At 70.7% G+C, this 17,848-nt stretch carries 9 protein-coding genes and 5 pseudogenes; 7 read left to right on the forward strand and 7 right to left on the reverse strand.

From position 1 onward, the window contains the following. Nucleotides 1-36: 36 nt before the first annotated feature. Entirely contained in the window at nucleotides 37-7,446 is a 7,410-nt protein-coding gene (locus tag OG435_RS00965) for an amino acid adenylation domain-containing protein (protein ID WP_266874805.1), read from the reverse strand. A gap of 275 nt (nucleotides 7,447-7,721) precedes the next feature. Here OG435_RS00965 and OG435_RS00970 point away from each other — a divergent pair. Further along, nucleotides 7,722-8,538: pseudogene (locus OG435_RS00970) on the forward strand (IS5 family transposase). A gap of 101 nt (nucleotides 8,539-8,639) precedes the next feature. Here OG435_RS00970 and OG435_RS00975 read toward each other — a convergent pair. The 3 genes and pseudogenes from OG435_RS00975 to OG435_RS00980 form a co-directional block, all read right to left on the reverse strand. Further along, nucleotides 8,640-8,834 (reverse strand): RHS repeat-associated core domain-containing protein, encoded by a 195-nt coding sequence (locus tag OG435_RS00975; RefSeq protein ID WP_266874806.1) that lies wholly within the window; start codon nucleotides 8,832-8,834, stop codon nucleotides 8,640-8,642. A gap of 71 nt (nucleotides 8,835-8,905) precedes the next feature. Continuing rightward, nucleotides 8,906-9,151: pseudogene (locus tag OG435_RS50315) on the reverse strand (YidB family protein); the annotation flags it as partial. 888 nt (nucleotides 9,152-10,039) lie between these two features. Continuing rightward, a complete protein-coding gene (locus OG435_RS00980; protein ID WP_266874807.1) occupies nucleotides 10,040-10,876 on the reverse strand; it encodes a sensor histidine kinase in 837 nt (278 codons plus the stop codon). 727 nt (nucleotides 10,877-11,603) lie between these two features. Between OG435_RS00980 and OG435_RS00985 the strand changes: the two genes are divergently transcribed. Then, nucleotides 11,604-11,996, forward strand: coding sequence for an ATP-binding protein (locus tag OG435_RS00985; RefSeq protein WP_266874808.1), 393 nt, complete (start codon nucleotides 11,604-11,606; stop codon nucleotides 11,994-11,996). Nucleotides 11,997-12,056: 60 nt separating this feature from the next. Here OG435_RS00985 and OG435_RS00990 read toward each other — a convergent pair whose 3' ends face one another. Continuing rightward, the gene (locus tag OG435_RS00990) at nucleotides 12,057-12,305 is read right to left on the reverse strand and encodes a hypothetical protein (RefSeq protein ID WP_266874809.1); all 249 of its coding nucleotides are present in this window, start codon (nucleotides 12,303-12,305) and stop codon (nucleotides 12,057-12,059) included. An 814-nt stretch (nucleotides 12,306-13,119) separates the two neighbouring features. Then, the gene (locus OG435_RS00995) at nucleotides 13,120-13,275 is read right to left on the reverse strand and encodes a hypothetical protein (protein ID WP_266874752.1); all 156 of its coding nucleotides are present in this window, start codon (nucleotides 13,273-13,275) and stop codon (nucleotides 13,120-13,122) included. 560 nt (nucleotides 13,276-13,835) lie between these two features. Between OG435_RS00995 and OG435_RS50040 the strand changes: the two are divergent. After that, nucleotides 13,836-14,156: pseudogene (locus OG435_RS50040) on the forward strand (STAS domain-containing protein); the annotation flags it as partial. Nucleotides 14,157-14,596: 440 nt separating this feature from the next. Here OG435_RS50040 and OG435_RS01000 read toward each other — a convergent pair. After that, nucleotides 14,597-14,767, reverse strand: a complete 171-nt coding sequence (locus OG435_RS01000; RefSeq protein ID WP_266874810.1) for a hypothetical protein — start codon at nucleotides 14,765-14,767, stop codon at nucleotides 14,597-14,599. Nucleotides 14,768-14,857: 90 nt separating this feature from the next. Between OG435_RS01000 and OG435_RS01005 the strand changes: the two are divergent. From OG435_RS01005 to OG435_RS01015, 4 genes and pseudogenes are all read left to right on the forward strand, one after another. Next, a pseudogene (locus OG435_RS01005) lies at nucleotides 14,858-15,423 on the forward strand (IS5 family transposase); the annotation flags it as partial. 74 nt (nucleotides 15,424-15,497) lie between these two features. Continuing rightward, nucleotides 15,498-15,797 carry a transposase gene (locus tag OG435_RS50620; RefSeq protein ID WP_430625550.1) on the forward strand — a complete coding sequence of 100 codons (300 nt, stop codon included), beginning with the start codon at nucleotides 15,498-15,500 and terminating at the stop codon, nucleotides 15,795-15,797. Nucleotides 15,798-15,838: 41 nt separating this feature from the next. Next, nucleotides 15,839-16,339, forward strand: a pseudogene (locus OG435_RS50625) (IS3 family transposase); the annotation flags it as partial. Nucleotides 16,340-16,448: 109 nt separating this feature from the next. Then, nucleotides 16,449-17,843 carry an IS30 family transposase gene (locus OG435_RS01015; protein ID WP_430625551.1) on the forward strand — a complete coding sequence of 465 codons (1,395 nt, stop codon included), beginning with the start codon at nucleotides 16,449-16,451 and terminating at the stop codon, nucleotides 17,841-17,843. Nucleotides 17,844-17,848 lie beyond the last annotated feature (5 nt).

Here is a 17,848-nt window from a genome sequence, read left to right on the forward strand (position 1 = left end):
GGGCGAGGGCGAAGTGGGTGGGCCTACGGGCCCGGCTCAGCAGTGGTCGGCCGTGGCGAGGGCGGTGCTCAGCAGGGCGGCGGCCCGGCTGATGTGCGGCGGCCGCATCAGCCCGTAGTGGTCGGTGGGGACGTCGTGGCGGGTGAAGCCGGCCGCGGCCCGCCCGGCCCACCGGTCTGCGGCGTTTTCGCGGCCCCCGGTGCGGGTCTGGAGGAACAGGACCGGGCAGGGGGCGGCCGGCGGTTCGTACGCGGCGGCGGCGCGGATCCCCGTACGGAACACCGCGTAGTGCCGGGCGAGGTCCCGCGGGTCCAGTCCGGGAGCGAAGCCCTCGCGTTCCACCTGTTCGGTGAGGACGGCGAGGCGGGCCGTGGTGCCGGTGACGCCCCGCAGCTCGCTGTGCAGGGCCGACACGCCCTCGTCGGACGGGTCGAAGCCGGCGGAGCGGGCCAGGTCCTCGTGGAACCACTCCAGCAGGTCGCACTCGTCCGCGGGGACGTGGGCGGGCTCCGGGTAGCCGGTGTCCAGCAGGGCGAGGGTCGCCACCTCCTGCCCCGCGGCCCGCAGCCGGACGGCCATTTCGTAGGCGAGGAGCCCGCCGAAGGACCAGCCGGCCAGATGGTAGGGGCCTTCGGGCCGGATCCGGCGCAGGGCTTCCACGTGGGCCGCGGCCAGCTCCTCGACGGTGGCCCCGGACACCGGGTCGGGGGCGGTGAGCCCGGGCGCCGTCAGGCCGAACACCGGTCGGTCGGGGTCCAGTTCGGCGGCCAGGGCCCGGTAGCAGAAGACGTTTCCGCCGATCGGGTGCACGAGGAAGAGCGGGTCGAGCGTGCCCTCGGGCCGGATGCGGACCACCGGGTCGGCTGCCGCCCCGGCGTGGCGGCCGCGCAGCAGGTCGGCCTGCCGGGCGACGGTCGGGTGTTCCATGACGGCCGAGACGCCGAGCCGTTCGCCGAAGGCCTGGTTGATCCGGCCGATCAGGCGCAGGGCGTCGATGGAGTGCCCGCCGGACTCGAAGAAGTCGTCGTGGACGCCGACCGGGCCGGCGGCCAGGAGCCGCTCCCAGATCCCGGCGAGGCGGGATTCGAGTGCGTCGCGGGGCGGAGTCGGCTCCACCCCGCCGCGCAGGTCGGCGGGGTCCGGGGCGGGCAGGGCGGCGCGGTCCAGTTTGCCGTTGGCGGTCAGCGGGAGGGTCTCCAGGGACACCCAGGCGGACGGGACCATGTACTCGGGGAGCCGTTCGCGGGCGTGGACGGCCAGGTCACCGGGGGCGGGTGCGGCGCTGGTGCCCGGGCCGGCCGATTCGGGGACGAAGTAGCCGACGAGGCGTTCGCCGCGGGGCAGGACGGCGCAGTCGCGGACGCCGGGGTGTTCGGCGAGGACCGCTTCGATCTCCCCCGGCTCGACGCGGAAGCCGCGGATCTTGAGCTGGTGGTCGGTGCGGCCCGCGTACTCCAGGGCTCCGTCGGGGCGGTGCCGGGCCAGGTCGCCGGTCCGGTAGAGGCGGCAGGTGACGCCGTCGGGGCCGGTGTGCTCGATGAAGCGCTCGGCCGTCAGGTCCGGTCGGCCGTGGTAGCCGTCGGCGAGGCCGACGCCTTCGAGGAAGAGCTCTCCGGTGACGCCGAGGGGGACCTCGGCGAGGCGCCGGTCGAGGACGTGGGTGCGCATGTTGGCGATGGGCCGGCCGATGGGCACGGTGTCGCCGCCGTCGGGCCGGCACTGCCAGTACGTGACGTCCACGGCCGCCTCGGTGGGCCCGTAGAGATTGTGCAGTTCCACGCCGGGCAGCCGCTCGAAGAACCTGCGCTGCACCTCGTACGGGAGGGCCTCGCCGCTGCACACCACCCGGGTGAGGCCCGCCGCCCTGGTAACGGCCTCGGGTTCGTCGAGGAAGACGCTGAGCATCGACGGGACGAAGTGCACCGTGCTGACGCCCTCGTCGTGGATCACTGCCGCGAGGTAGCCGGGGTCGCGCTGGCCGCCCGGGCGGGCGAGGACCAGGATGGCGCCGGTGAGCAGCGGCCAGAAGAGCTCCCACACGGAGACGTCGAAGGTGTACGGCGTCTTGTGGAGCACCCGCTCCCCCGGTGTCAGGCCGTACTCGTCCTGCATCCACAGCAGCCGGTTGGCGATGGCGCGGTGGGAGACCACGACGCCCTTGGGCTTGCCGGTGGATCCCGAGGTGAAGATCATGTACGCCGGGTCGGCGGGGCCGGGGCCCGTGCCGGGACCGGAGGCGTCCACGGCGCCGCTCGGGGTGGCCGTCGGGGCGGCCGGGGCGTCCCGAGGGGTGTCCTGAGGCCGTACGACGGTGACCCCGGAGCCCTCCAGCCGGTCCGCCCACGCTCCGTCGGTGACGACCAGGCCGATGCCCGATTCGGCGAGCAGGGACCGCACGCGCGGCGCCGGGTGCTCCGGGTCGAGCGGGACGTAGGCGGCGCCGGACCTCAGGACGGCGAGCAGGACGATGGGCAGGGCGAGGGAGCGTTCCATCAGCAGGCCGACGAAGGTACCGGGGCCTGCGCCCCGTTCGCGCAGGACCGCGCACACCCGGTCGGCCCCGGCGCCGAGGGCGCGGTAGGTCAGTTCGGCACCCTCGAAGCGGACGGCTGAGGCGTCGGGCGTCCGCTCGATCTGCTCATCGATCAGCCGGGTCAGGACGTGCGGCCGCGGGTAGGGGACGGCGGTCCGGTTCCACTCGGCGTAGCGGCGGTGCTCGGTCTCCGGGAGCAGGTCGGCGGCCGTGCAGTCGCGGTCCGGGGCCTCGGACAGGTCGCGCAGGGCGGCCCGGTAGGAGGCGTGCGCGCTTTCCATCTGTTCCTCGGAGAACTGGGCGGCGTCGAAGCGCAGGCCGAGTTCGAGCAGGGAGCCGTCGGGGCTGCGGGAGAACTCGGCGCCGAAGGCGACGTCGGTGCCGGCCTCCCCGGTCTCCTCCAGCACGGTGAAGGTCCCACCGGTGGGACCGTCCTGCTCCACGTGGAAGTGGGTGTAGTTGAAGAAGGTCTCGAAGAGCGGGCCGCCCCCGGACAGGCGCTGGATCTCGGCGAGCGGGAAGCGCCGGTACGCGTGCAGTTCGGCCTCCAGCTCGGCGACGTGCGCGACGAGACCGTGCCAGGGCGTCCCGGTGACCTCGACGCTCAGCGGCAGGGTGTTCAAGAAGGCGCCGACTACCTTGTCGCCGTCGGTCTCCTCGGCCCGCCCGTTGTGGACCACTCCGGTGGTGACCGCGTCGCCGCCGCCCAGCAGGGCCATGACCCGCAGGTGGGCGGCGAGCAGGACCGTGCGCAGCGGTACGCCGCACTCGGCGGCCAGGGTGGTCAGCCGGGCGTGCAGCCCCTGCGGGAGCGGCGCGAGGTACCAGGACATGCGGGTGGGTCCGCCGGTCGCCGCCGGGCGCGCCAGCCGGGTCGCGGGGGCGTCGGCGGCCTTGCCGGTCCAGAACGCGCGCTGCCCGAGGTCCGTCAGGGCGGCCCGTTCGAGGGCGACGAAGGTGGCGAACCGGGAGCGGGGGCCCGCGTCCGGGGAGGGGCGGTCCCCGGGGGTGCGGGCGGCGAGCGCCTCGGTGTAGCAGGAGGCCAGTTCGGTCAGGAGCGAGCGTTCGCTCCAGCCGTCGAGGACGGCGTGGTGCTCGGCGACGAACAGGCGGAGCCGGGTGTCCGAGAGCCGCTGTACGTGGAAGCGGATGAGCGGGGGGCGGTCCCAGGCGAAGGGCCGGTCGCGCTCGGCGGCGTAGCGGGCGGCGACGGCGGTGTCCTGCGCCTCGGGGTCGAGGCCGTACAGGTCCTCGAAGGTGATCTCGGGGCGGGCGCCGCGGTGCACGAGCTGGAGGGGTTCGGTGAATCCGTGCGGGTCGAAGGAGGTGCGCAACATCTCGTGCCGGGCGGCGAGGACGTCGATGGTGGTCCGCCAGGCGGCTTCGGAGAAGGGCGCCTCGACCAGGTAGGAGGCCACGTTGTGGTAGACGCGCCCGCCGGCCGACGGCAGGTCGCTGTGGTAGAGCATGCCGGCCTGGAGCCGGGTCATCGGGTAGGCGTCCTCCAGCCCCCCGGGCAGGGCGGTGCGGTCCTCGGGGGTGAGCAGCGCGAACGGCTCGTACGGGGCTGCGCCGCCGGGCGCCGGCGCCGGCCGGGTCACGACGGGGGCGAGCGCACGGGCCGACTGGCGGCGCATGAGGTCGGCGACGGTGAGGTCGAGGCCGCGTTCCCGGATCCTGGCGAGCACCTGGAGGGAGCGGATGGAGTCCCCGCCGAGGGCGAACCAGTTGTCGAGGGCTCCCACCCGTTCGTGCCCGAGGACCTGCGCGAAGACCTCGGTGAGCGCGGTCTCGATCGGCCCGCGGGGTGCTTCGTAGGCTGCCGTGGGGGTCCGGGCGACCGAGCCGGGGGCGGGCAGGCGGCGTCGGTCGGTCTTGCCGTTGGCGGTCAGCGGGAAGGTGGGCAGGGTGACGAACGCGCCGGGGATCATGTAGCCGGGCAGTCGCTGCTCGAGGTGGGCGCGCAGCTCCTCCACGGTGGGACCGGCGCCGTCCTCGGCCCCGGTCACGGCGAGGTAGCCGACGAGGACGTCGGTCCCCGCGGGATCCGGTGCGACGAGTGCGACCGCGGCGTCGACGCGGGGGTGGGCGGCCAGGGCCGCCTCCACCTCGCCGAGTTCTATCCGGAAGCCGCGCAGTTTGACCTGGTGGTCGATGCGGCCCAGGTACTCGAGGTCCCCGTCGGGCAGGGCGCGCGCCAGGTCGCCGGTGCGGTACAGCCGCTCGCCGGCCGAGAGCCCGGCTGGGGCGTCGGCCACGCGGCCGGCCGTACCGTCGGCGGGCACGGTGGGGAAGCGCTCGGCGGTGAGTTCGGGCCGCCGCAGGTAGCCGCGGGCCAGGCCCGCGCCGGCGACGTACAGCTCCCCGACGGCTCCGCGCGGGACGGTCCGGCCGCGGGCGTCGAGCAGGTGCAGACGCAGGTCGGGGATGGGCACGCCGATGACGCTGCCGCGGCCCTCCTCGGCGTCGCGGGCGGTCAGCGGCCGGTAGGTGACGTGCACCGTGGTCTCGGTGATGCCGTACATGTTGACCAGGCGGGGTGCGGTGTCGCCGTGCCGGGCGAACCAGCCGGCGAGGGCCGCGACGTCGAGGGCCTCCCCGCCGAAGACGACGTGCCGCAGGCTCAGTCCGGACCCGGCCGCACCGGCCGTGCGGTGGTGTTCCTCGTCGACGCGGGCCAACTGGTAGAAGGCGGAAGGGGTCTGGTTGAGCACGGTGACGCGTTCCGCGCGCAGCAGCCGGTGGAACTCCTCGGGCGAGCGGCTCGTCCCGTACGGGACCACGACGAGGCGGCCGCCGTGGGCGAGGGCCCCCCAGAGTTCCCACACGGAGAAGTCGAAGGCGATGGAGTGGAAGAGGGACCACACGTCCTCGGGACCGAAGCCGAACCAGTGGTCGGTGGCGGAGAACAGCCGGGTGACGTTGGAGTGGGGCACGAGGGTGCCCTTGGGCAGGCCGGTGGAGCCGGAGGTGTAGATGACGTAGGCCAGATGGTCCGGGGTCACACCGGTCTGCGGGGCGGTGTCCGGTTGGGCGGCCAGGAGCGGGGCGTCGGCGAGCAGGTCGACGGTGTGCAGGGCGGGGGCCGGGGTGTGGGGGTCGGCGGCGTCCGGGTCTGCCGCGTGCGCGGGGGCATCCCACAGATCCCGGGTGGCGGTGGTGCCGACGACGTGCGCGAGGCGTGCGTCGCCGATGATGTGGCGCAGCCGCTCGGGCGGGTTGTCGGGGTCCAGCGGCAGATAGGCGCCGCCGGCCTTGAGGATGCCGAGCAGACCGACGACGAGGTCGGCGGAGCGGGGCAGGCACAGTCCGACGAGGGTGTCGGGGCCCACGCCGAGGGCGCGCAGCCGGTGGGCGAGCCGGTTGGCCCGGGTGTCGAGCTCGCGGTAGGTGAGGGATGCGCCCTCGTGGACGAGGGCGACGGCCTCGGGGGTGCGGGCGGCGTGGTCCGCGAAGAGCTCGTGGACACAGCGGAGTTCGCCCGGGGCCTGCGGGAGGATTCCGCGGGGCGGGCGCGGAGCATCGCCGGTGAGCGGGGATCCGATGCCGGCGCGCTCGTCGCCCGACAGCATCGGCAGGGAGGCGAGCGGCAGTTCGGGGTGTTCGGTGGCGGCGCCAAGTAGGCGGGCGAAGTGCCGGCCGAACTGCTCGATCGTGTCCGCCTCGAAGAGGTCGGCGCGGTACTCCAGCCGGCAGCTCGTCGCCCCGCCGCTGCGTACGACGTCGAAGGTGAGGTCGAACTTGGCCGTTCCGGCGGGCCCTTCGAGCATCCGGGCCTTCGGTCCGGGCAGACCGTCGGTCATGACGTCCTCGTCGTGCAGGCCGAACATGACGTGGAACAGCGGCGCGTCCTCCCCCGTACGCCCCGGCGCGATCCGGTCGACGACCCGCTCGAAGGGCAGGTCCTGATGGTCCTGGGCGTCGAGCACGGTGTCCCGTACGCGTTCGAGGTGGATCCGGAACGCGGGGTTGCCCGACAGGTCCGCGCGGATCACCAGCGTGTTGACGAACAGGCCGACCGTGTCCTGGAACTCCTTGCGGTTGCGGCCCGCCACCGGCGTCCCCACGAGCACGTCCTCGGTGCCCGTGTACCGGCCCAGCACGATCTGGAAGGCAGCCAGCATCAGCATGTAGGGGGTGCTGTGCGTGTCGCGGCACAGGCGCTCCATTCGGGCGAGCACCGGGTCCGGCACGTCGAAGGAGTGCAGCGCCGCCGCGCCGGGCGCCGCTCCCGACCCGGGGCGGCCGTCCCGGGGCAGGGGTGCGTCGGGCAGTTCGCCACCCAACCGCTCCTCCCAGTGGGCGAGCTGGCGCCGGGCGGTCTCGCCCCGGAGCCATTCCTCCTGCCATTCGGAGAAATCGGCGTACTGGTACTCCGGGCCCTCCTCGGCCGGCTCCGACAGCGGACCGTCGGCGCGCCGGGCGTACGCGGCGAGGAGTTCACGGGCGAGGATCCCGACGGACCAGCCGTCGGCGACGATGTGGTGCATGGCGAGGGCGAGGACGGCGCCGTCGGGGGTGTGCAGCAGGGCCGCGCGGAAGAGCGGTCCGGCCTCCAGGTCGAAGGGCCGGTGGTGTTCGGCGGCCATCCATTCCTCGACGCCCCGGTCCCCGGCCGCGGTAGCCGAGGACCAGGCGAGCACGGCCCCGGTGTCTATGTGCTGCCACAACTCGCCGTCCCGCAGGACGAAGCGGGTGCGCAGCGCCTCGTGCCGGTCGATCAGTTCCTGCGCGCAGTCGCGGAGCGCGGTCTCGTCCACGGGCCCTTCCAGGCCGTAGAAGACCGGCATGTGGTAAGTCGGCCGGCCCTCCTCCATCTGCTGGAGGAAGTACATGCGCTGCTGGGCTGCCGATGCACGGAACGCGCTGAACGACGGCTCCACAGGGCGTTCGATCGGAACGTGACTGGCCAAGACAACTCCCTCGACGCCGCACCGGTGCCTGGTACGCGGCGCATGCTCCGCTTGATTGCCCCTTCAGCCTAGGAACGGTGCGGATTGGGGTGAAGTCGCCTCTTTACGGTCCCGGATTCACGTGACTGGCATCGCCCGGACGGAGACCTCGCGGCCTTGTCGAGCTCGGGTGGCGCAGAGCCGTGCCGCAGAGCGGTGCCGCAGGCCTGTTCAAGCCTTTTACCTGCTGGTAACTTAGACCGTGTCCTATGTGGTGAGGCGTCGTTGAGCTTTGCATGGGGCGGGGTACTTGGAGTTGGATTGTTCCGGACGGGCTGTGGGAGATCGCGGAGCCGCTGATCCCATCGTCGAAAGTGCGGCCGCAGGGCGGCGGCACCCCGGATACACCTGATGAGACGCTGTTCGCGGCCATCATCTACGTGCTGGTCAGCGGGTGCGCCTGGCGGTCACTACCGCCGTGCTTCGGGATATCGAAGTCGACGGCCCACCGCAGGTTCCTAATCTGGTCGAGAGCCGGAGTCTGGGGCCGACTGCACGAAGAGATCCTGCACCGCCTCGACGACGCCGGCCTCCTCGACCTCTCCCGCGCAGTCCTGGACTCCGCCCACGTCCGCGCTAAAGAGGGGGCGAACTCACAGGTCCGAGCCCCGTGGACCGGGGCAAGCCGGGCTCCAAGATGCACGTCCTGTCGGACGCGAACGGACTGCCCCTCCTCGTCGGCGTCACCGCGGCCAACACCCACGACAGCCTCGCCCTGAAGCCCATGATCACGGGTAACCAAACGAGACACGACCCACACCGTGGCCGCCACTTCAAACCCCAACGCCTCCACGCCGACAAGGCCTACGACATCCCCCACCTGCGCACATGGTTACGCGGCAAACGCATCGGGGTCCGTATCGCACGCAAGGGCATCGAGTCACCGGAGCGACTCGGCCGGCGCCGGTGGGTGATCGAGCGGACCATGTCCTGGCTCACCGGCTACCGCCGCCTCAACCACCGCTACGAACGCCACCCCCGCAACTACCTGGCCTTCTCGGACTCGCCGCCGCCATCTGCTGCTTCAAGCGACTCGTCCGCCTCACCACATAGGACACGGTCTAAGGCTTGCCCACGCTGCCGGCGGAAGGCTTACCCAGACGCCTGTTCGGATGTGAGCCCGGTGGAACCCTCGCCGGGACGTAGGGCTGTGGTCAGTGCCCTTCAGGGTCGGAGAGGTTGACGGGGTCGCCTGCGCAGTACGCGTAGGCGTTGAGGCCGCCCGCGCCGAACGGGGAAAGGTTGTCGGGGGCGTGGAACCGGGTGAGCTGAGGATCGAAGGCCCGGTAGCCGCCTCCCAGGAGCTCGGGGCCCGCGGCCGCTGCCGTGGCGTCGCCGGCGGATCCCATGAGCCTGGCCAGGCCGGCCGTGTCGGTGGCCGTGAGTCCTGAAGGGGCAGGTCGGCGTCCTCGGGCGTGAGAGCGTCCACCGTGGCCGGCAGGTACTCGGTGATCCTGGACGCGAACTCCTCTGGGGTCACGCCCAGGGAGCCGGCCAACCTGCGGAGCTGCTCGCCGCCCGCCTCCAGCACCTCGGCCGCGGTGACCGGCTCATTGGCACCCGCTCCGATCCAGGAGTGGCCCTGGTCGAAGGCCAGAGCCAGCTCGGCGTCCTGCGGGCCGGCTTGTTCGAGGTCCTCGCGGGTGAACAGGATCGTGACGGCCATGGAGCTGTCCTTCCGTAGACGGTTCCTGCGACGTTAATGGATCACCCACGGCCACAGCGGCGGTTCCAGGCTTCTCACCACTGCCTGTGCGCGGCCGTCCGCGGAGCACAGCGGCACCCCGCCCGGTACGCGAGCGCGGGCCCGGTACTCCGTCATCGGAGCACCGGGCCCGAGGGGCGGCCCGGTCGTACTGCCCCAGAGCTCTCTGGGCACCGGTCCTGACCCGCGCACCCATGTCGGCGCGGACTGATCACGACCCTAGCCCGGCCATCACCCACCTGACGGCCGAAGGGCAGAAGGGAACTCCAGCCGCCGGCTCCGAATGACAACCGCCGTGGCGCCCGTACCGCCTGCAACACCGACCGGGTCAGCCCGTGGTGGGTGATCGTCACCGTGATCTCCCCGGTGTCGGGCTCACCCTCCGCGCACACCTTTCGGGCGAGGCCGTCCACAGCCCTGGCGGCTGCCGGCGGCCAGTACCGCCTCGCCCTCCGCCTTCCCCTCAACGATGTCGATGAGCCATCCCTCTGCGACGCGCTGCATTCCGGTCCGTCGCTGGGGTGCGGATGGCGGCGAGCGGTGCGCCCTGGTGGGGCCGCACCCCGCTACGACCGTGTGGTGCGACCGGGATGGCGTAGAACGCGTAGTCGTCGTAGCGCGGGTTCTCGAGATCACGCACACGGTCTGCCCGGCCGAATGGTCCATAGGGGCTCCTGGCGGAGGTGTTGTCGTCCGGTTCAGAGTCGCGTTGACTGGCCACCTCACCCGGTCCCTTTGTCTCCCGTGTCGCTGCCCGACAGCGCAGAGCAAGTCAGCCCAATGGAGGCTGCGACGCCGGGCCGCGTCCCGGATCCGGGGCGGCGGACCGGGGGCAGGCCCCGGGTAGTGCTACCGCCCTGTGTCCATGTGGAGGCGGATCACGGTCCCCTGGTCGCGGGTGGAGCGGATCTCTACGAGGTCGCAGAGCTGGTGGGCCAGCCAGAGCCCGCGGCCACCGATCTGTTTGGGGGTGGGCCGGATACGGCCGGCCATGATGTCCGAGATGTAGCCGGCGTCCCGGAACTCGCACAGGAACGTCGCGTCCTGTGACCATGTGCGCAGGGTTCCGTGGCCGCCGCCGTGCCGGATGCTGTTCGTCGCGATCTCCGTGACGGCAACGGAAAGCTGACCCAGCTGGTCCTCGGGCACGCCCGCGTCGGACGCGCTCCGGGAGACCTTCGAGCGGATCGTGGCAAGGTCGCCGTGCGTGTAGCTAAGCTCAAAGGACGGGTCGCGGGGGCCGGCCAGGGCCTCGAAGGTGTAGTCCTCGCCGGCGAGGTAGTCCTCGTTGGGCGCGTGCTTCCCGTCGCGGCGGATCAGCGGGTGGCAGCGGGACATGGCGGCCAGGGCGTCCGGGTCCTGGTCGGCGTCGTCGTAGGGGCACAGCATCGACCAGGTGGAGCTGCGCGCGAAAGCCCGGTTCAGGAGCCATTCGTGGTAGCGCAGCTCCGCGAGGTGCGCAGGGTTGCGTGCCTGGCGCCAGGCGGTCTCGCCGATGCCCCGTACGGGGCGGTTGCCCTCGCCGCGCTCGTTCATCCAGGCCGCCCAGGCGGCGACGAGCCGACCGGGGTTGGGTCCGGCCGTCGTCGTGTCGACGAAGGTGACGGCAGCCTCGCCCGCGAGCTCGCTCCGAATCAGGGACGGGATACGCGGGGATCGCGGTTGCTTGACCGGAGACCACCTCACTAACGATGTCCTGCGGTACCCGGACTCAGACTTCCGCCCGGGCGATCCTGATGGCCCAATCCCTTCGTTCATCCCTCGGATGATCAACTACTTACCACTGGGAACTGCTGGTACTACGAACTACGTGTACTGCTCCACTCACAACTGCTGGCTCTGCTCTGTACTGCGAACTGCTCGTGGCCTGTCCGAGCGCCACGTTCCGGCAGCCAGCCCCGTCGCCCATCCTGCAACTGCTCTGGCTTAGAACCCCACTGCCGAACCTCCCGGTGGGTGCGCCCACACTTCAGCGCGCTCACCGAGTACTACTCACTGACTGCACTGCTGGGTACTGCGAACTGCTGGCACTGCCAATGCGTTAACTGCGGTACTACTCTCGGCGGCCCCTGATCACTGCGGGCCACCCGGTCCGATGGCCAGTCCCGTCGCCGTCCTGCAACAACCCTGGCTTCGACACTCCGCCACCGCACCGTCCTGCGCACTGCAACTACGGGTACCGCTTACTGCGTGGACTGCTGCCCGGCAGTCCGTCTCTGCCAGGCCCTGCTGTCTCTCTGGGCTACGAGAGAAACCATAACCACACCACAGCCCAATGTCTATTCCAGTCAACATAGATTTTTGGATGCCCGCCACTGAGGTAATCGGGTGTCGTTAGGTTCGACAACTGCGGTCCCGGGCACAACGACCGGGCAGGCACGGCCCGACGCAAACGACGGACCCGGAGCGCGCGATGACCACGACGAGCCCCGACCGCACCCCCCTTAGCTCCCTGAACGCCGTCGCTGGAGCACGCCAGACCGCGCAGGCCTTCCTGGAGGCCCTGGAGCACCCGGCGATCGCTCCGGACTGCGCCGACAGCGTGGTCCTGGTCGTCTCCGAGCTGGTGACCAACGCCCTGCGTCACGGCGGTGGCACCTACACCCTGCGTCGGACCGCCCACCCCGGCAGCATCGAGGTCGCCGTCGACGATCCCAGCGCCGAACCGCCGCGAATGCGAATCCCCGACCTAAGGGGCGGGATCGGTGGATTCGGCTGGCACATGGTCAACGACCTCGCCCTCGCCACCGTGATCACACCCAGACCCGAAGGCGGCAAGACCGTACTCGCGCCCCTCCCCCGCTAGGCCAGCGGGGCGCCGGCGCTCGAAGGGTCACGTCTCGCCAACGACAGGGTGCCCCGGTGGCTAGCGGGGATCGCTGTGCCCGCCGAGCCACTTGGCACGCCGGTGACCCGCGGCCGGAGCGGCCGTGGTGGCGGGACGGTCGTCGGCGAGTGCTTGGGCGGTTTGCGCGCGGGCGGCGTCGCGCTGCTCGATGAGGCCCTCGCGTTCGCGGTCCACGATCACGCTCTCCCGCTTCGAGGTGAGGGAAGCCTCGTGGCGTGCCAGGCGGTTGCGGCGGGAGGCTCTGCGTGCGGCCGCGGGCACTGTCACATTTAAACAATGACGTGCACATGGCGGGACATCCAGCTGTCTGAGTCCGCTCTGCGGCGGAAAATTTTGCGCAGGACCGGCGATCGGGACCCTCTCGCCGGAAGATCCACCGGCATGCACACGCCATGCGTCGTTAACGTGACAGTGCCCGTCAACCAGATGTAGCAGCCAGACCCAACCGGGAGCATGACCAACGACAGCCGCGCCTCAACGCCCCGCAGAGCGGCAGCAACCGGGGAAGAGGCAAGCACCTGCCACCGGTGGTTGAGCTGAGCTGGTGCGGCCGGGCCCCGGTTGCTCCAACTGCGGGCAGTGCGCCGTTGAAGTCAGACCGACCTCGCCGAGGCCTTTCACGCTGAAGACGGGCGCGACTCGTTCTGGGGCGCGGTCTACGCGTGCGCCGAGGTGAAGCGGGAAGCGCGGGCTTCAACGTCCCGCAGGCTCTGCTGGTGGGACCGCCGCTCACCGGCCGGGCGCGGGCACACCCGGAGGGGCTGGAAGTGGGGCAGCTGAAAGGCCGCACTTCCTGTGCTGGTGCCCGGCCAGCCCGCCAGGGGCATCCGGGGATGCCGGGGTGGCGGGGCTGGTCGAGCCCGGTCGCGGTCCCCAGAGGGGAGGATCTCGGCGTTGGTCGCGCCGAGCGTGTTCTGGAGACCGCGTTCGAGATCGCTGTCGCGTTCAGACGCACGATGAGACGGGGACGTCTGGTGGCACACCGCGCGCAGCGCGGGGGGTGCCGCTCTCGTCCGCGGCCGGACCTGGCCTTGGTGGGGATGCCGGGATCATGCGCTGCGGCGGGGTCTGCGACGGGGTGTCAGCGGCTCTGCTGCTCGACCGTCGACTTGAGCTCGCGCAGGAGTTCGGTGGTCTCCCGCTTCTTGCTCCAGTCCTCGGGGGCAGACTTGATGTTGGACTCGATCTTCCTGACCTGCTCCGCGGCATCCTGCATACCCTGCGACTTCTCCGGCATGAGTGTCACCTTTCAGGACGGCGGACTGCCTGAGTGCAGCCCGCCACATAAAACGTATATATCAGACAAATGATGCAGGTGTCGGCGCCGCTTAGCGGCAAGGCCACGGCAGGGGCGACGGTGACCGCTGCGGTCGCCGGCGGTCCCAACGTTCCCGCCTTGACCATGACCGCCGAGTCGGCTGGAACCTGGTCTCGCTCGCCCTGATAGGGCTGGAAGGCGGGCATGGGTGGTGCCGGATCGGGTCTGGTGTCTCCCAGGGAGTGTCTCCAGCGACGGAAAAGCCTGCGTGAGGCGCTGCCTATGGGGGTGTCTGATCGTTGAAGGGGATGCGGGGGATGACCCCGGCTTCCTGGGCTCCGAGCATTCGGGGGCCGGCCCCTCTTGTCCTGGCGTCTGTGGTGCCCCGCCGCACACGGGGCCCGGCCGCGCCATGAGCGGCGGTGCCGCAACAGACGCCAGGACCCCAAGCTCTGGAGCGGGTTGACCCGCCCACACCGTCCGCCTCCTCTCGGTGCCCCGGACACGGACCCGGGCCGCTACGCGCTTCAGCGCGCCGCATGCCAGCCCTACGCCGACCGAGCAAGGATGGGGGGCCCGCGGGTACGGGGCCTTCGGGTGACGGGAGCAGCACCTTGATCAACGTGGACATCCAGCACTGCCGCAGCGCGGTGGTGATCAGCGCCACCGGGGAACTCGACGAGGGCGCGGGAGAAGTCTTCCAGCGCGCTCTGGACCGCGTGACCATGGACGAACGCGATCTCCTGGTGGACCTGCACGCCATCACGGCCATGAACGTCGACGGCCTGCTCCACCTCCTGGAACTGCACCGGCGCGCGGAGCGCATGCGGCTACGGGTCCAGGTCACCGGCTGGCAGACCCAGCCCCAGCAGTGCATGGCCACCGTGGCCGGCATCCCCGGGCAGCTCCCGCCCCGAGGCCCAACCGGACACGATCCGCAGGACGCCAACGTGCAGGCCCCGCACCGCGCAGCACAAATCGCCACAGGGCCCGCCCACCAAAACCCGGCCCCGCGCCTCGTTCAAGGAACCGCAGCCCCACCAGTGAAGCCGTGGCCCCGCCCAAGAACCCGCCCGCGCCAGCAGCCCCGACTGCCTTCAACCCCCACCCACCCATGCGCCGAGAGCCACCTACAGCAAGCTCGCCGACCAGGCCTGCACCCCCGCAGACCACCCACCCACTCCCGAACCAACCCCCTACACCCACACAAGAAAGTCCGGGCAGTCACCAGCCAGAAAACAGGCCCTCACCAGGCAAAATGCACACCCGTCGCCTGCGCACCTTCCCCCCATATTTCCGGTCAAAGGACGGGGCCGTGCAGGGCGCAGCAGACTCCGGTGAGTGCGTATCGGCGGGTAGCCAGGCCAGTGTCGAGGTCCTCACCGATCGCGTCGCACAGCGGCCCCAGGACGTCGGCGGCGGTGGTGTCGGAGAGGTAAGCCGGGGCAACCTCGAGGAACGGCACTGTCACGTTGTCGAAAATAGCGTGAATTTCCCGTCCGGCTGCGCAGCCTAGGCCGTTTCCTTCGGATCATCGGATCATCCGATCGTTGGTTGATGTGTGTCGTTGACTGACGCCCAGTGGGCACGCATCGAGCCGTTGCTGCCGGACCGGACGCCTCGGCGGGGTGGGCGGTGGCGGGATCACCGGCAGGTGATCGACGCGATCGCGTTCAAGTACCGCACCGGCACGCCGTGGAAGGACCTGCCCGAGCACTTCGGTCCGTGGAAGGGCGCCCACAACCGCCTGCGCATGTGGGCCGCGGACGGGACCTGGGCGAAGGTCTTCACCGCCCTCCTCGCCCAGGCCGACGCCGAGGGCGACCTCGACTGGGTCGTCGCCGTCGACTCCACGATCGTCCGCGCCCACCAGCACGCCGCCGGTGCCCGCCAAAAGGGGCCCCGGCCGGCGAGCCGCACGACCACGCCCTCGGACGCTCCCGCGGCGGACTGACCACCAAAATCCACCTCGCCGCCGACAGCCGCCGCAGGCCGCTGGCGTTCGTGCTCACACCGGGCCAGGCCGGGGATGCACCCGCATGCGTGCAGGTCATGAACCGCTTACGGGTGCCTCGGCAGACCGGCCGTCCCAGAATCACCCCGGACATGGTGCTGGCGGACAAGGCCTAGGGCCTTGACCCCTGATTTTGCACACACGAGACACTGGATCCTGAGGATCTGAGAACGGACATCTCGTGGTCATGAAGAACTACCCGCCGGAGTTCAAGGCGGACGCGGTCGCGCTGTACGAGTCGCGGCCGGAGGCGACGATAACGTCGGTCGCCGCCGATCTGGGGATCAACCCGGAGACGCTGCGGAACTGGGTCCGGGCGGCCGGAGCGAGTCGGCCCCGCGGACGCCGGACGCAGGAACCGGCCCAGCCGCCGGCCCCGCTGGAGGCAGAGAACGCAGCTCTGCGGAAGAAGGTCCGTGAGCTGGAAGAGGAACGCGAGATCCTGCGGAAAGCGGCGAAGTATTTCGCCGGGGAGACGCGCTGGTGAACCGCTTCCAGTGCGTCGCCGACCATCAGCGCCGCTACGGCGTGAAGCGGCTCTGCAGCATCCTTGGTGTCAGCCGCTCGAGCTTCTACTACTGGCGCCGGACAGCCACGGGCCGGGCCGCCCGGCAGGCAGCCGACGCGAGGCTCACCGTCCGGATACGGGCCGTGCACAAGGAATCGGACGGCACTTACGGAGCCCCGAGGATCACCGCCGAGCTCCGCGAGACGAGCGGAGAAGCGGTGAACCACAAGCGGGTCGCCAGACTCATGCGGGCGTCCGGGATCGAAGGAGTCCGGTTGCGCCGCCGGCACCGCACCACCGTCCCCGACCCGACCGCGGCCAAGGCGCCGGACCTGATCGGCCGCGACTTCACCGCCGAAATCCCGAACACGAAGTACGTCGGCGACATCACCTACCTGCCCATCGACGGCGGGAAGTTCTGCTACCTGGCGACCGTCATCGACCCCGCCTCGAGCCGGTTGGCCGGCTGGGCGATCGCCGGCCACATGCGCGCGGACCTCGTCACCGACGCCCTGGCCGCAGCGATCCGCACGCGCGGCAGCCTTGCCGGATCGATCATGCACACCGACCACGGAGCCCAGGGCGGATTCAACTGGTCGTCGCAACACCTCGTGATCGTGGAGGTGTGGGGTGGTTCGTCGTCAGCAGGCAGCGGACAGGGCGGTGCGTCCGAAGTTGAGGTCTCCGGGGCATCCGAAGTACCAGCGTCATGTCGAGGCGGCGTTCTGGACGGAGATCGCCAAGGGCCTTCTTGCCGAGGAGGCCGCGGCCGTCGTCGGCGTGGCGCCGGCGGTCGCGACGCGCTGGTACCGCCAGTGTGGCGGCATGCGACCGTTCGATCCGAAGCCGCCTTCGGGCAGATACCTGTCGTTTCGCGAGCGGGAAGAAATCGCGCTTCTCAAAGCCCAGGGCAAAGGAGTGCGCGAGATCGCTCGAGATGTCGGTCGTGATCCTGGAACGAGTTCCCGGGAACTGAGGCGCAACGCGGCCACGAGAGCCGGCAGGCGTGACTATCGGGCGTCCGTTGCCCAGTGGAAAGCCGACATGGCTGCACGCCGCCCGAAAGCGGCAAAGCTCGTTGCCAACCCGCGGTTGCACGCCTACGTCCAGGAGCGACTGTCCGGTCAGATCAGCACGCCATGCGGCAGGGCTATCGCAGGTCCTGCAACAGGCAACTGGACGGGACGGAACAAGCCGCATCGCGCGGATCGGGCATGGGTCCAGGCTTGGAGTCCGGAGCAGATCGCGAACCGGATCAAGCTGGAATTCCCGGATGATGAGTCCATGCGCATCAGCCACGAGGCGATCTACCAGGCCCTCTACATTCAGGGCCGCGGAGCGCTGAAACGCGAGCTCATTCTGTGTCTTCGAACCGGTCGCGCTCTGCGTGCGCCGCGGGCGCGTTCACGCCGGAAGACCTGGGCGCACGTGACGCCGGAAGCGTTAATCAGCGAGAGGCCCGCCGAGGTCGAGGACCGTGCTGTTCCCGGCCACTGGGAAGGGGACCTGATCATCGGGCTGGAGCGTTCCGCGATCGGCACCGTAGTCGAGCGGTCGACCCGGTTCACGATGCTGGTCCACCTGCCCCGCGAGGAAGGGTTCGGGACAATCCCCCGAACGAAGAACGGCCCCGCCCTGGCCGGTTACGGAGCGATCTCCATGAAGAACGCACTCGCCAACACGATGTCGACGCTGCCCGAGCAGCTGAGGCGCTCTGTGACATGGGACCGCGGCAAGGAGATGTCGGCACACACGCAGTTCCGCATCGAGACCGGTATCCCTGTGTTCTTCGCCGATCCACACAGCCCATGGCAGCGAGGCACAAACGAGAACACGAACGGGCTCCTGCGTCAGTACTTCCCGAAAGGCACCGACCTTTCACGCTGGTCCGCCGAGGACATCGAAGCTGTCGCCCACGCACTGAACACCAGACCACGCAAGACACTCGGCTGGAAGACCCCAGCCGAGGCACTCAACGAGCAAGTACTGTTGCTCCAACAGGCCTGTGTTGCAACGACCGGTTGAGTCCA

The organism is Streptomyces sp. NBC_01264 (assembly GCF_026340675.1).
Taxonomy (GTDB): domain Bacteria; phylum Actinomycetota; class Actinomycetes; order Streptomycetales; family Streptomycetaceae; genus Streptomyces.